Here is a 15,320-nt window from a genome sequence, read left to right on the forward strand (position 1 = left end):
ATTTGAAGGCATAACTTTATGATTTTGTAGTATCAAGTAGTAAGTAGCAAGTATCCAGATTTGGCTGAGAATACATTAGTTTTGTAATTGATCAGTATCTACAGGTAATTTGCAAACTATTCAACATTGCGAGCGTTCTTGATACTTGATACTTACTACTTGATACTTTTAAAAGCTTATGAAAAAACTATTGCCGGCGCTGCTGCTCCTGGCTGCAGCCTGCAAACAAAAAGAATACAATGCCGATCTGCTAATAAAAAACGCGGTTGTTTATACCGTTGATAGCGCTTTTACTACAGCCAACGCATTTGTGGTAAGCAAAGGTAAAATTGTAGCCGTTGGCAACGCCGATACGTTAGAGCAAAAATACCTGGCCCATGAAGTGGTTGATGCCAAAGGCGCTGCCGTTTATCCTGGCTTTATTGACGCCCACGCCCATTTTTATGAATATGGATTAGGCCTGCAGGAAGTAAACCTGGATGGCACCAAAAGCTGGGGCGAGGTGGTTGATTCTGTTCAGGCTTACTCCACACGCAATCCCGACGGCTGGATTATTGGCCGGGGCTGGGACCAAAACGATTGGGCAAAAAAACAGTTTCCGGACAAAGCCAAACTGGATAGCCTGTTCCCGGTACGCCCGGTAATATTGAGCCGGGTTGACGGGCATGCTATTATTGCCAACCAGGCCGCTTTAAACATTGCAGGCGTAAAACCCGGGCAAACTATAACCGGCGGCGAGATAGAAACCATTAACGGGAAGCTCACCGGCATCATGGTTGATAACGCCGTAGGCATTGTTACCCGCAAGGTGCCCGAACCAACGGCCCCTGTTGTAGAGAATGCCCTGCTATCGGCACAAAAAAACTGTTTCGCCGTTGGCTTAACTACGGTTGATGATTGCGGGCTGCCTTATACCATGATTAATACCATTGCCGATTTGCAGCATAAAGGATCATTAAAAATGCGCATGTTTGTCATGCTATCAGACAGGCCTGAGAATTACGATTACCTGTTTAAACGTGGCGCGTTTAAAACGCCGGGCCTAAATGTTCGCGCGTTTAAGGTTTATGCCGATGGTGCTTTGGGCTCCCGCGGGGCCTGTTTACTAAAGCCTTATGCCGACCAGCCAAAATGGAGTGGCTTCTTATTGAGCAGCCAGGCCCATTTTGAGGAGGTAGCAAAGAAAATTGCAGCCAAAGGCTTCCAGATGTGCACCCATGCCATCGGCGATTCGGCCAACCGGGTAATGTTAAAAATATATGCATCTGTTTTAAAAGGTAAAAACGATCGCCGCTGGAGGATAGAGCACTCACAAATTGTGGCGCCCGAAGATGTTGCCCTTTTTGGCGATAACAGCATCATCCCATCGGTACAGCCTACACATGCTACATCAGATATGTACTGGGCGGGCAAGCGCCTGGGTGATAAAAGACTGAAATCATCGGCATACATTTATAAAACGCTGTTACAACAAAACGGATGGATTCCGCTGGGAACAGATTTCCCGGTAGAAAACATTAACCCGATGTACACGTTTTATGCAGCGGTAGAGCGGCAGGACCTGAAGGGTTTTCCTGAACACGGTTTCCAAAAGGAAAATGCTTTAAGCCGTACCGAAGCGTTAAGAGGAATAACCATATGGGCCGCAAAAGCCAACTTTGAAGAAAAAGAAAAAGGCAGTATTGAACCGGGCAAGTATGCCGACTTTGTAATACTGGATAAGGATATCATGAAAGTAAAAGGCGCCGAATTACCAACTACCAAAGTAACCCAAACCTATATAAACGGAGTTAAAGTATATGATAAAAAATAAATGGGGCTGTGTCTCTGTAGTATTGTTAGGGTTTGCATTATTTAATACCGCCTGCGCTCAAAATCCACCTTTTACCGGGCGCGCCTATGTTGCCGAAGAACGATTGGTTCAAAACTCAACCGTTTTGCTCAACAACGCTCAATATACTATCCCGCTGCAAAAGCTGGAAGATTTAAAAATTGCCAGCGTACATTTTACCAGCCAGTACGCCAGCGTTTTTGATAGCCTGCTTAATAAATACTGCAAAGTGCAGGTGTTTGATGGCAATGGTAAAAATCTGAATACGCTTGCTGCCGATTTAAAGTGGTACAACACTATTGTTTTACAGGTAAATGATGCCGATCTGAGTAACCCGCAACTACTGGATTTTATCAGCACCAATCAAAAACTAAAGAGTGTGGTTATTGCCGCATTTGGAAATGGCGCACTATTAAGCAAGCTAAATAATGTAACAGTACCGGTGATCTGGTCAGAAAGGGTATCGCCGGTATCGACTTCGTATGCGGCCCAGGCCATATTTGGAGGGGTGGCCATTACACAAAAACTGGCCAAAACCTATTCGCCAGTTTATAGTAGCGGCATGGGGTTTGTTACCCAGCAAACCAGGCTGCAATACAGCGTACCCGAAGATGTAGGCATCAACTCCAATAACTTACAGGAGATTGACCAGATAGCCCGCGAGGCCATTATCCAACACGCCACTCCGGGCTGCGTAGTACTGGTGGCCAAAGATGGCAAGGTGATATTTAACAAAGCCTACGGCTACCACACCTACGACAATGTAGTGCCCGATAAGCTGACCGATATCTTCGACCTGGCATCCATGACCAAAATATCGGCTACCACGGTAGAGGCCATGCAACTGGTTGACCAGGGCAAACTAAGTGTTGAAAACACCTTAGGCGATTACCTGCCACTGGCCCGCACCAGCAATAAAAACGATGTAAAGCTGCGCGAAATATTATTGCACCAGGCAGGATTTATTCCGGATATCCAATCGTTCGAAAAGGTAAAACCATCTGACCATAGTACCGATTCCTCGGCCGCCTACCCTACCAGGGTATCTGAACATTACTTTTTGCGGAAGGATTATTTTAAAGACGTAATGTTGCCTGATATGCTCAATTCGCCACTGAAAACCCGCGGACAGTACGTGTACAGTGATGTAAGCATGTTATTTATGCAGGAGGTAGTAGAAACCATCACCGCCATCCCCGAGAATGTATACGTACAGCAGCAGTTTTATACCCCCCTCGGTATGCAAACTGCCGGCTTTTTACCGCTGCACAGGTTTGGCCAGGCACAAATTATCCCTACCGAAAACGACCAGGAATACCGCATGAGTTTACTAGATGGCTACGTGCATGACCCAACCGCTGCACTTAAAGGTGGTGTGGCTGGCCATGCAGGCCTTTTTGCCAGCGCCAATGATGTAGCTATACTGTATCAAATGCTGCTGAACAAAGGCAGCTATGGCGGCGTACAATACTTTAAGCCCGAGGTGGTAGAACTGTTTACCTCCAAACAATCTCCGGTGAGCAGGCGAGGGTTAGGGTTTGACCGGTGGGACCCTATTGCCGACAGGCACTACCCATCAAAACTGGCTTCCGACCAAACTTTCGGCCACACCGGTTTTACAGGCACCTGCGTATGGGTTGATCCTAAATATAACCTGGTGTATATTTTCCTGAGTAACCGGGTGAACCCTAATGTGGGCAGCAAGTTGGGCAGCCTCAACATTAGGCCGAGGATACAGGATGTGGTGTACGAGGCCATCAGCAAAGGGATGTAGTTACCTGGCGTTCGGTTTTGCAGGACAAGCTATTTTTGAGTGTCCTCAAATTCCTCATCCACACTCTCGCGAAGATCATAAAGCAGCCATTGTTTGTTAGCAATGGCGCGACTTTTTAATTGCAGCAACTTTATAAAATCATTTACCCCGGTTGGTTCATTGCCGTTACCATGTATAAGTACAATACTGCCGGCCTGCGGTTGCTGTCCTTTGGCCAGCCAGGCATCCGTACCAACAGGAATCAACCCAAAACCGGTTATTTTGTATACCAATTGCTGATCAGACACCAGGCCAGGGAACCGGAAAAACGCTGATGGCAGCAGTCCATTTTTGAGCATGTCCTTTTCTGTTTCCAGCACTTCGTAGCTGATATCGGTGCCGGGTTCCAATAAAAAATTTTCTTTAAGGGGGGCTTTCAGGCTTACACGATGGTTAAAGGAGTGGTTTATCCAGGTGATATAAATTTCATGTTTGGCCTGCATTTGCTTAAGCCATTCCAAATCCTGCGGATGCTGGCGCATCCAGATACCGGTTATTGATAAAGCAACCGGTACCGGCCGCTCCACCTTGTTGAACCCGTTAAAAATATCTGTAAAAATGCGCTTATCCAATGCCCGGTGAGAGGGGCAAAGATCAGCCGTTAAACTAATTCCTTTCTCTTTGGGAATGCCGCTTTCAATTCCTGCGTCCTGAATGGTTACCGATTGTTTTTCGGCCTTGCGCAAAGCCTTTATATATGGTGTGTTATTAAAAAATGAGCGCGCATCATGTATGCTCATTGGCTTTACCTGGTAAAAATTGGGTTCTTCAATTTTAGTCTCCAACGTTTGTGGATTTACCAACAGGTAATAGTTTTTTCCCTCGTTTTCAAATGACCGGATAATCATCCAATCCTGTGGAAAGCGGTGCGCCCAGCCGTAAAAAACTTTATAGTTTGCTATGGTGCGATAATTGGCCTGCGCAAATAAGGTTAATGGTACCGTTGCTGATAATAAAACAAACAGCAGTGACCGGATAAATAGTTTCATAACTATTGCAAATAAATCAACTCCAAAATTGTTTCGGATGTTTTAAGTTATGGTAGTATGTTGGTTGTAAAAATGTAAACAGAGCCAATGGCAGTTTTATCTATCAATATTGCCTTTGTAAGTGGTCGTGCCTTAGTCTATCGCTGCGGGCGTCGCATTTACAGATAATAACGGGCGAAGTTATCAATAAGAAAGTTTTATTATTCAAAGCGCGGATAAACCAATAGATTAATCTTTTTTACACCTTGCTTTAACGCCTTAATGTATATCAAAATAAACTGTTGCTAAAATTCAATTAATCACCTATTTTTGTGGGGTTATATCAAAGCAAATATGAAACACCAAGAAGAAGTTAAAGACAATCTGGATTATATATACTACCTGGTAGCGCTGGTATCGGGCGCGTTTGTTGGGGCAATAATTGAAAAAGGTTTTACCTGGATTGTTGTAGGTGGGGTATTGGGTTTATTAACTGCTGCTTTCTTCCTGAATGTTTTGGTTAGGGGCCGTGGCGAAAAAATCTGATCCGGATTTACCATCGTTTATAAGTAATTGGAACCAGTTTTACGGCATCGTAGCCGCATGGCTGGTTTTTTTAGTTTTTGTATTTTGGCTCATTACAAAATATTTTGAATGAGCTTACCCGACTGGATTGTTTTAGCCCTCACCCTTTTTGGCATAGTTGCCTACGGCATCTGGAAAAGCGGCAATAATAAAAATATCGACCAGTTTTTAATGGGCAACCGCTCGTTGCCCTGGTATCATGTTGGTTTTTCGGTTATGGCCACGCAGGCCAGCGCAATTACTTTTCTTTCGGCCCCCGGCCAGGCTTACTCTGATGGGATGCGTTTTGTACAGTTCTATTTTGGGCTACCGCTGGCCATGATCGTGCTCTGCGTTACGTTTGTGCCCATGTTTAGCCGGCTGAAGGTTTATACAGCTTATGAATTCCTGGAACAGCGTTTTGATTTAAAGACAAGGGCGCTTACATCGTTCTTGTTTTTGGTATTGAGGAGTTTATCAACCGGGGTGGCTATTTACGCGCCGGCTATTATATTATCAACCATATTAAACATCAATACCGTTTATACCACACTGTTTATAGGTGGGCTGGTGATATTTTATACCGTTTACGGCGGCAGTAAAGCGGTATCATACACCCAGCTACTGCAGATGAGTATCATTTTCGCGGGCATGTTTTTAGCCGGAATCTTGGTAGTTAGCCTGTTGCCACAAGGCGTTGGCTTTACGCACGCCCTGAAAATGGCGGGCAAACTTGGCCGCATGAACGTTATTGACTGGAAGTTTGACTGGGACAACCGCTATAATGTATGGAGCGGGCTTATAGGGGGCTTCTTTTTACAACTATCATACTTTGGTACCGACCAAAGCCAGGTTGGCCGCTACCTTACAGGTAGTTCCATTGGGCAAAGCCGCCTGGGGTTGATTATGAACGGGTTGATCAAAATCCCGATGCAGTTTTTGATCCTGCTGATTGGCGTGCTGGTTTTTGCTTTTTACCAGTTTAACCGCCCGCCCATGTTTTTTAACAATTACGAAGTGGATAACGTGCGTAAAGGCAGCTACGCGGCGGCATACAACCAGCTCGATCAGCAATATACCCAGGCCTTTGAACAGCGAAAAGCCAAAACCAACGACCTGATTAAGGCTTTTGACAGTAAAGACGCCAACCGGGTAAACCAGGCACAGGCGGCCCTTAAAAATGCCGACAAACAAGCCAAAGACATCAGGAAGCAAGCCATTGATGTGATGAAGAAAAGCAACGCCGGCGCCGATGATAACGATACCAACTACGTGTTCCTCACGTTTGTAAAGCAATACCTGCCGCGCGGATTGGTGGGTTTGTTAATAGCCATTATATTCCTGGCTTCTATGGGCTCTACCGCCAGCGCGTTAAACTCGCTGGCATCTACCACGGTGGTTGATATTTATAAACGCACAATAAACAAGGACGCATCTGACCGAAACTACCTGAACGCTTCGCGCCTGGCAACGGTATTTTGGGGTGTAGTGTGTGTAATTATGGCCTTATATGCCAGCAAGCTGGGCAACCTGCTCGAAGCGGTAAACCAGTTGGGATCATACATATATGGTACCGTGCTGGGCGTATTTGTGGTAGCCTTTTATATGAAACGCATAAACGGCAATGCTGTATTTATTGCCGCTATCATCAGCGAAGCTACCATTATATATTTAGGCCTAACCAAAACTGTGGCTTACCTGTGGCTTAACCCGATTGGTTGTTTCCTGGTAATGATTTTAGGACTTGTGTTGAATAGGGCGGTTGGGGAAAAAAGGGTTGTTGCTGAGACTACCTAAATCTGCTACCTGGAACGCGGAACACACCCCTGCAGCCGCACAATTCCGGCGCGCGCCCTCTCGAGAGGGGAATAGAAAAAGGCTCTTTGCATCAAGCAAAAAGCCTTTTATATGTGCTATTTAAAGCCCTCTCCTTTGGAGAGGGTTGGGTGAGGCTCTTAATCCTTCGCGTGATCCAGCGCTTCTTTATTTAAACGTTCGTATTCATCGTCTTTACTGGCTTTAGATAAGGCTATACCGGCTTCGGCGGCGGCAATCGCGCCCGCTTTATCGCCTTTGCGTAATAGCAAGCGCGATTCCCATAGTTTATACCAGGGGCCTTTAGGCTCAATTTTTTCGGCCTCGTAAACCCAGCCTAAAGCTTTATCAACATCTTTATTGTTTTCGTAGTAATATTGGATGGCGTTAAAATAGTAAGGCTTCCGGTCGCCTTTCATCAGCTCGTCAATATTGGCGGTTATTTTGGCATCATCATCTGTTTGTAAATGAATCATAACCGAAGTGTGGTCCCAAACCAGGTACAGGTCAGATGATTTGGTGGTCGAATTGGCAAAGGCCATAGTAAAGGTTTCACGTTTTTCGCTTACCCGCATGGGTTTCACAGTAAAGCGTAAAAAATCTTCCGATTGTTTATAGCTATAAGCGCCCCACTGTTTAACCACCTTGTTTAATATAATAGTCCACTCATTTTTTTCGGGGATACTGAAAAGCGAATAACTGCCTGCGGGCACACTATTGCCTTCAATCAAAACCTTTTCAGAAAAAGTAATTACAGTAGCCGCATTGGCACCGGTTCGCCAAACTTCGCCCCAGGGGATGATGCCACCAAAAATTTTACGGTCTTTAACATTTGGGCGCGAGTAGGTAATAGTTATTTTGCCCAGGCCAAAATCCTGGATAATGGTTTGCGTAGAACTGGCCTCAGGAATGCGGGGCACCTGGGCATAGCTTTTATAGCTACAACATGCCAATAGCACTGTAGCTACCAATAGGTAAATTTTTCTCATGTTTATGTTTCGGATACTAAGATACCAAATGTTTTTAATTGGAAAATATTGTATTGGAGTAATAAAAAAGGGAATGGTTTAATGGAGTGAGTGGTGAATTGTGAGTGGTGAGCGGTTGATTAGGTGAATGGTTGGTTTTTAAGATCCGTTTGCTAATCTATACCATACAACTACTCATAATTTACTTGGTCGGCAATCCCTGTTTTAGCCCCCATGCAACCAATCACCTAATCAACTCAATCAACCACTCACCATTCACTGCTCACCATTCACTAATTTACTACCTTTGCACCCATGATTGACGTTGTTTTAAGTAAAGGCAAAGAGAAAGCTGTTGTGCAAAGGCACCCCTGGGTATTTTCGGGGGCTATTGATAAAGTAAAGGGTAAGCCGGCCAATGGCGATGTGGTACGCCTGCTTAATGCCAAAGGCGAATTTATGGCCTATGGTTTTTATAACGATCAATCGAGGGTTGCCCTGCGCCTGTTGGAATGGGACGAGGCAGCGGAAATTAACGACGACTGGTTTCGCAGCAAATTGACAATGGCTGTTAAAAGCCGCGCCAACGTATTGGAAAATGGCACCAATACCTGCCGCCTGGTTTTTAGCGAATCGGATTACCTGCCGGGCCTTATAGTTGATAAATACGCCGGGCATTTGGCAGTGCAGGTACTTACATCGGGTATAGAGCGCATGATGCCGGTAATTATTGACCAATTGCAAAAGCTGCTGAATCCCGAAAGTATCTCGGATAAAAGCGATGCAGCATCCCGTGCACATGAGGGTATGGGCGAAACCGAGAATAAAGTTTTAGCAGGCAACCCGCCACCCGAAATTGTGGAGGTGCTGGAAAACAATCTGGTTTACGGCATCAATATCACCGAAGGGCAGAAATCCGGGTTTTATTGCGATCAGCGGGATAACCGCCACGTAGTTGCAACTTATGCAAAAAATAAAAAGGTACTGGATTGCTTTTGCTATACCGGCGGCTTTACCTTAAACAGCCTTAAAAATGGCGCTGCATCCGTAACCAGCGTAGATAGCTCGGCCCTGGCCATTGAAACCTTAAAAGAAAACATCCTGCTTAACAAGCTGGATGCAGAAAAACATAACGCCATCAAATCAGATGTAAACACCCAATTGCGCAAATTCCGGGACGATGGCGAAAAGTTTGACATCATCGTGCTCGATCCGCCTAAATACGCGCCATCCCGCTCGGCGCTAACCAGAGCTTCACGCGCTTACAAAGACCTGAACCGATTGGGCATGCTGTTACTGAACGAAGGCGGCCTGCTGGCCACTTATTCCTGCTCGGGTGCTATGGATATGGAAACCTTTAAGCAGGTAATAGCCTGGGCTGCTTTAGATGCCGGCAAACAGGTACAATTCATATACCAGTTTCATCAGCCGGAAGATCATCCCGTGAGGGCTTCATTCCCTGAGGGGGAGTATTTGAAGGGATTGCTTTGCCGGGTGTTTTGAGGGAGAATCAAGAGTTAAGAGTCAGGAATCAAGACAAAGAAAATTTGTTTTGTGATACCTTGAAGATGAACACATATCTATTTCTTGATTCTTGACTCTTGGTTCTTGACTCTATTCCCCTTCATTTTTAAATTCAATAACTCCACCAAAACTGAGAACGCCATCGCGAAGTAAATGTACCCTTTGGGAATATGCTGCTCAAAGGCTTCGGCTAACAGCGATACGCCTATCAGCAGTAAAAAAGATAGTGCCAGCATTTTAACCGTAGGGTGTTTGTTTACAAAGCCCGATACACTGTTTGATGCCCACATCATGATGCCTACGGCTATGATAACCGCCAGGATCATGATCTCGACGTGGCTGGCCATACCTACGGCGGTTATTACAGAATCTAAAGAGAAAACGATATCAAGCAACATGATCTGGATAATGGTAGCCACAAAGCCTTGCGGTTTTACTGTCTCGCTGTTTTCTTCTTCACCTTCAATTTTATGGTGAATTTCGGCAGTACTTTTATAGATCAGGAACAGGCCGCCTATGATCAGGATCAGATCGCGGCCGGATATGGCCAGTTTTTCGGCCCAATCAGGGTCGGTAATATTAAACAAATGGCTCAGGTTAAACAGGGGCGCGGTAAGCGTCATCACCCAGCTAATAGATAGCAACAACAAAACCCGGGTAATCATGGCCATGCCTAAACCAACCCGGCGGCCTTTGCTTTGCTGTTTTGCAGGCAGTTTATCTGATAATATCGAGATGAAAACAATGTTATCTATACCTAAAACAATCTCTAAAACGGTAAGTGTAAGCAGGGAGATCCAGGTTTCGGCCTGGGCAAATATTGATAAATCCATAGGTGCGCGATGTGGTTAAGCCCAAAAATAACAAAACCCCTGCTTTTTAGGGCAAGGGCTTGCGTAAAAGGATGAATTTATCGCTTAATCAAAGTTTACACTTCCAAAGGTTGAATTAATGGTGATGGTTTTATCCGAGCCGCCTTTTCCAAAATGACCTTTATAGTTTTTGGTGGGGTTAAAGCCGCGCTCACCATCGGCAGGGCTTTTGCTGGTAAGGCTTACATCGTGGTTGCCATAGTTAAAGCTGCCGTAACGTACGGTTACATCAAAATCGGCGCTTTGGCTGTCGCCCAGGCCAAGTTTTATGCTGGAGTATGACGACCGTACCGAAAGATCTTTCAGATTTTTGTCTACATCTTCAATACTGATACCGCCGCCAAACTTAACATTGATGTTACCAGATGTTTTGATGCGGCCAATTTTTGCCGAACTGTAGCTTAGGTTGGCATTAAGCTTATCGCAATCGCCCAGGCTTAAGCTGCCATAAGCAACGTCGAGGTCGCTGCCGGTTAAGTTGCCAATGGTGGCGTTGCCGTATTTTACCCTTATTTGGTTACCGTTGTTGCTTAATGCCTTAGCCACCAGGCTGCCATATGAGTTGCTGATGATGAGTTTGCCGCCAAGATCGGGCAAATCGGTAGCGCCGTACTTATTACTGATGGTGAGTGGATTTTTGGCAGGCATGTAAACCGTATAGTTTATTTCCATTGACCTTACCGAATTACCACTTCTGAATATGCCACCCCACGAGCTGTTGTTATCGTTATTGGAGTTTATCGAGGTTTTAAAGTAAACCCCGTTGCCATCCTTACTATCCTGTATATTTACGTTATCCAGCATTTTTTGCGCTTTATCGGCATCATTGGTGGTCACTTTTATCTGTACGTCAACCTTTACCTCGTTTTTTGCCCAGGTGTTTACGGTTATTTTGCCGAATTTATTGTCAATATTAATTATATCGTTGGCATCAACACTGTAGCTTTTGCTGTAGCTTTTTGTTTTTACAACTTCGTCGCCGGTCTGTACTTTGATATCATCGTCAGCATCTATGTTGTAGTTAAAATTGAAGTTTTTATCAAAATCCTTAAAGCCATAGGCTATCATGGGGGCTATATGCGTATCAAATTTATAAGCAAAGTTTAGCATGCTGTCGTTAAACTTATAGGCAAAACCTTTTAAGCTGTCAAACTTGAAAGTTTTATCATACCCCTTAAAGCTTTTGCTAAAATGCTTCATGTTCTGCTTCATGGTTTTGTTGAACTTTTGCCTGCTAAGCGCGTTCATTTTTGCCTGCAGATCATGCATTTTTGCCTGCAGGTCTTTCATTTTTTGCTGATAATCCTTCGAATCCATATCCGAATCGTCGTCGTCATCATCAGCCGTTTGGGCTGGCTTGGTTGCCGCGGCCGGTTTGGCAGGCTTAGCGGGTTTAGCTGGCTTTTGTTGCGCAAAACCGATGTTGCCTATGGTCAATAAAACCATCAGCATAAACAGGAAAGGTTTAAATATTTTTGATTTCATCTTTTTGATCTTTATTAGTCTCGTTATACTGCTCTATTACATTTAATTGCTGACTAAGCACATCGGTTTGTATTTGCAAGTTCCGGATCATTGCACGTAAAACACGTTCCTGGTTAGGGCTTGTGGCTAAGTCGCTATTTAGTTTTTTATAGGTCGAATCCATTTTGGCAATCTCGGCAGTAAACTCTTTAAACAACTGCGGGTCGCCTTTTGATGCTGTTTTAAGCTGGCTAAGTTGTGTTTTAACCAATGATGCATAATGCACCTGTTGTTTGGCATATTCGGGATTAATAGCAGCCAGGTCAACGCTTTTTGCGCCTTTCTGGCTTTGGAGATATACCCCGAAACTGATACCCATCACCACGATGATAGATGCGGCCATTTTTAGCACGAACGTGAGCGAAAAGGTTTTGGCTTCGCGCTTTTTTGGCGCATCCAGCGTATCTAAACGTGCCTCTATTTTACTCCACAGATCTGCCGATGGCTCAATCTCGTCAAATTCGTCGTGATTATTTTTCATGAAATCTTCAAATCGCTTGCTCATGACACTTTTCCTCTTCCTTTTAAAATTTCCATTAATTTTCTTTTAGCTCTCAAAAACTGCGTTCTTGATGTGTTTTCAGATATATTCAATATTTGTCCTATTTCTTCGTGATCGTAACCTTCCAGCAGGTAAAGGGATAACACAAGCCGGTAACCATCCGGTAATTGTTTCATAGTCTCTTTAACCAGTGCTACCTGGTATTGCACGTCGTCTTCATCCTCAGGCTCTTCATCGGGGATGTTTTCCAGATGGTCGCCCTCTATTTCAATAAGCTCCAGCTTTCGTTTGCGGAGCAAATTTATAGACCGGTTTACCACTATTTGTTTGAGCCAAAGCCCAAAGGTGGTTTCCTGCCTAAAATCCTTCAGCTTGTTAAAAGCATCAAGGAAGGCTTCCTGCAAAACATCCTCGGCCTCGCCAATATTGCCCACTATCCTAAAGGCGACGTTCAACATCGCTTTGGCATACAGGCGATAGAGCTCATAGGAAGCTTTTTTGCTTCCCTGCTTGCACTCCAGTACCAGGCTGTAATGTTTATCTACAAATATTGCTTCCAATTGCGTTAAGCTTCAGGTTAATAGACGCAGGCTATTTTACAACGTTGCACCGGGGCACAAAATAATTTATTGATGTGCAAATTTCAGTTGTGAAGATAATTTTATTATTGATTGCAGTGTTTGTGTATTAAATAAATTGTAGCTATTCGGGACTTTAAAACGGGGATTAGTTAGCTATGCCGTTGGAACCACCAAAAGCTGCAATTAAAAGAAGTAAAGGCTCGGGGAGTCTGAAATTGCCGGCTATCGTTATTTTAATCTTTAAGTTGCATTATATAAACAAAACAATCCGTTCCCCGCTATTGCAGGATGAGTGTTATAAAATGAGTGGCATAATAGATTTAAAAAATTCCCCCTAAAATAAAAGTCCCCTTGCACTCGCTGCTTGGGGACTTTAAACCTAAACCTTATCACTATTTGCAGGCAAGAACGCCCGCAAAGTAGATTAACGTTTAAATTATCAAAAATCGTATGCAGGCAGTAGCCTAATTGACATAAAAATGATAATTTTCATTAATTTATTTTACAATAAATTAAATATCAGTTATTTACGTTTTGCGGTTTTTTTAAGCCAATTTTGAAGATGATTATAGCCACCGGCCAGGACTTTTGGGTAGCGGGAAGATCAAAAGCTCCTGTAAAATATTTAATAATGGCTTATATTATCCTTGTGTAAAATATAGGCGAGTCGTACAGGCAATTAATGCAATTTTTTACAGATAAAATGTGCCATTTTAAATGCTATTTATTCATTGTATATTGGTGCTTGTTTCTGTTGTTTTGCATGCCAGTTATAACACCATGAAAATAAAAATATCTATCGCTTTCGCGGGCTTGCTATGTATTGCCTTATCCTCATTTGGGTTTCCCGGCAAGCAAAGGGGCGATGATGACGAGATTATTTATCACATTTTTGAGCGCAGCTTTTTCGACAGCAATGGCGATAATCATGGCGACCTGAATGGCATCCGTCAAAAGCTGGATTATTTGCAGGAGTTGGGTGTAACATCCATTTTATGTACGCCGCTTTATGAATCCATTTATTATCACAATTACTTCGCTATCGATTTTAAAAAGATCGACCCCAGATATGGCACACTACAGGATTACCTGGCCCTGATAAGGGAGTTGCACAAACGGGGCATGAAGTTTTATATGGATATGGAAACCCAGTATGTTACCGAAGATTCTGAATGGTGGAAGGGCGCTTTCGGCAACCCCAAATCGCCGTTTTCTGATTATATTTTGTGGGATGATAAGGAAAATAAAAAGCCATCAACCATCGTGTACAACCTTACCGAACTAAAGGGCTATGATGGCGTAACTCATAAAATTACCACGGCCAATTTAAACAGCGCTAAATCACAGGAATATAATTACCAGCTGTTTAGTTATTGGCTCGATCCGGACAAGGACGGCAAGTTTGATGACGGAGTTGATGGTTTCCGGTTAGATCATATGATGGATAACCTGGATAACAAAGGGACCTTGCCCCACTTGTTCGATACTTTCTGGAACCCGCTGCTAACCAAACTGCGGGCTATTAACCCCCAAATAAAAATTGTGGCCGAGCAGGCCAATTGGTTTGGCTTAGGATTGGATTACCTGCAAAAAGGCGGGGTTGACCGCGTGTTTGGCTTACGGCTGGCTTTTGCCATCCGCCTGTTCCGCAAAGATTTATTGATGGCCAACGCCGATTCGACCCTGGCCATGCTGCCGCCAGGCAAAGAACAGGTGGTTTTTGTTGAGAACCATGACGTGCCGCGCTTTGCATCGGAGGTAAAAGGCAACCTGGCCAAGCTAAAAGTGGGCTGCGCCCTTAACCTGCTGATGGGCGGCGTACCGGCCATTTATTACGGGCAGGAGTTAGGCATGACCGGCACCAGCGCCAAATTTGGCGCTACCGATGCCAACGAAATTCCCGAGCGGCAGGCCTTTGAATGGTATGCGTCCGGGCAGGGCAAAGGGATGGCTTATTGGTACAAACAAACCGGCCCTTATAAAGATGAGTTTAATGATGATAAAGCTAACGATGGCATCTCGTTGGAAGAAGAACGGAAAGATCCCAACTCATTGTTTAACTATTACAAAGCGATGATTCGCCTGCGTAAATCAAACAGGGCAATTACCAAAGGCAGCTATAAAACATTAATAAACAATAACAACCAGGTATTTTCCTTTATCAGGAAGGATGGCGATAAGGCGGTAATTGTGGTGGTCAATTTGTCTGATAAAGATCAGGCGGCAGCAGTAGATGCGCCTTACGCCCAGAGTAAAAAGATAGGCCAATTTATAGGGAAAGAGATTCCAACGGTTAATGATGGAAAGATGCCTGTAAGTCTCGCGGCATATGGTATCGCCGCCTGGACAATAGAGTAG

Annotated in this window: 12 protein-coding genes; 6 read left to right on the forward strand and 6 right to left on the reverse strand. The window is 44.3% G+C overall.

All coding sequences use genetic code 11. The features are described from left to right. Positions 1-178: 178 nt before the first annotated feature. Complete coding sequence (locus tag BMX56_RS23615; RefSeq protein WP_090652160.1) at positions 179-1,813, forward strand: amidohydrolase; 1,635 nt, start codon at positions 179-181, stop codon at positions 1,811-1,813. Beyond that, complete coding sequence (locus BMX56_RS23620; RefSeq protein WP_090652161.1) at positions 1,800-3,605, forward strand: serine hydrolase domain-containing protein; 1,806 nt, start codon at positions 1,800-1,802, stop codon at positions 3,603-3,605. Before BMX56_RS23615 ends, BMX56_RS23620 begins: the two co-directional genes overlap by 14 nt. A 29-nt stretch (positions 3,606-3,634) precedes the next feature. Here BMX56_RS23620 and BMX56_RS23625 read toward each other — a convergent pair whose 3' ends face one another. Next, positions 3,635-4,633: a polysaccharide deacetylase family protein gene (locus BMX56_RS23625; RefSeq protein WP_090652162.1), complete on the reverse strand. Its 999-nt coding sequence runs from the start codon at positions 4,631-4,633 to the stop codon at positions 3,635-3,637. A 333-nt stretch (positions 4,634-4,966) separates the two neighbouring features. Between BMX56_RS23625 and BMX56_RS23630 the strand changes: the two genes are divergently transcribed. Then, the gene (locus tag BMX56_RS23630; protein WP_090652163.1) at positions 4,967-5,158 is read left to right on the forward strand and encodes a hypothetical protein; all 192 of its coding nucleotides are present in this window, start codon (positions 4,967-4,969) and stop codon (positions 5,156-5,158) included. Positions 5,159-5,266: 108 nt separating this feature from the next. Then, entirely contained in the window at positions 5,267-6,973 is a 1,707-nt protein-coding gene (locus BMX56_RS23635; RefSeq protein ID WP_090652164.1) for a sodium:solute symporter family protein, read from the forward strand. Positions 6,974-7,131: 158 nt separating this feature from the next. Here the strand turns inward: BMX56_RS23635 and BMX56_RS23640 are convergent, their stop codons facing one another. Continuing rightward, a complete protein-coding gene (locus tag BMX56_RS23640) occupies positions 7,132-7,980 on the reverse strand; it encodes a DUF2911 domain-containing protein (protein ID WP_090652165.1) in 849 nt (282 codons plus the stop codon). A 294-nt stretch (positions 7,981-8,274) separates the two neighbouring features. Here BMX56_RS23640 and BMX56_RS23645 point away from each other — a divergent pair, with 294 nt between their 5' ends. Then, positions 8,275-9,462, forward strand: a complete 1,188-nt coding sequence (locus BMX56_RS23645) for a class I SAM-dependent rRNA methyltransferase (protein ID WP_090652166.1) — start codon at positions 8,275-8,277, stop codon at positions 9,460-9,462. A 77-nt stretch (positions 9,463-9,539) separates the two neighbouring features. Here BMX56_RS23645 and BMX56_RS23650 read toward each other — a convergent pair whose 3' ends face one another. From BMX56_RS23650 to BMX56_RS23665, 4 genes are all read right to left on the reverse strand, one after another. Further along, positions 9,540-10,316, reverse strand: a complete 777-nt coding sequence (locus BMX56_RS23650) for a TerC family protein (protein ID WP_090652167.1) — start codon at positions 10,314-10,316, stop codon at positions 9,540-9,542. A gap of 84 nt (positions 10,317-10,400) precedes the next feature. After that, entirely contained in the window at positions 10,401-11,840 is a 1,440-nt protein-coding gene (locus tag BMX56_RS23655; RefSeq protein ID WP_090652168.1) for a DUF4097 family beta strand repeat-containing protein, read from the reverse strand. Beyond that, the gene (locus BMX56_RS23660; RefSeq protein ID WP_090652169.1) at positions 11,821-12,384 is read right to left on the reverse strand and encodes a hypothetical protein; all 564 of its coding nucleotides are present in this window, start codon (positions 12,382-12,384) and stop codon (positions 11,821-11,823) included. The genes BMX56_RS23655 and BMX56_RS23660 overlap by 20 nt, the downstream gene beginning before the upstream one ends. After that, a complete protein-coding gene (locus BMX56_RS23665) occupies positions 12,381-12,941 on the reverse strand; it encodes an RNA polymerase sigma factor (RefSeq protein ID WP_090652170.1) in 561 nt (186 codons plus the stop codon). Before BMX56_RS23665 ends, BMX56_RS23660 begins: the two co-directional genes overlap by 4 nt. A gap of 801 nt (positions 12,942-13,742) precedes the next feature. On the opposite strand from BMX56_RS23665, the gene BMX56_RS23675 reads away from it, so the two are divergent. Further along, the gene (locus tag BMX56_RS23675) at positions 13,743-15,320 is read left to right on the forward strand and encodes an alpha-amylase family glycosyl hydrolase (RefSeq protein WP_177183897.1); all 1,578 of its coding nucleotides are present in this window, start codon (positions 13,743-13,745) and stop codon (positions 15,318-15,320) included.

This window comes from Mucilaginibacter sp. OK283, from assembly GCF_900110415.1.
Taxonomy (GTDB): Bacteria; Bacteroidota; Bacteroidia; order Sphingobacteriales; family Sphingobacteriaceae; genus Mucilaginibacter.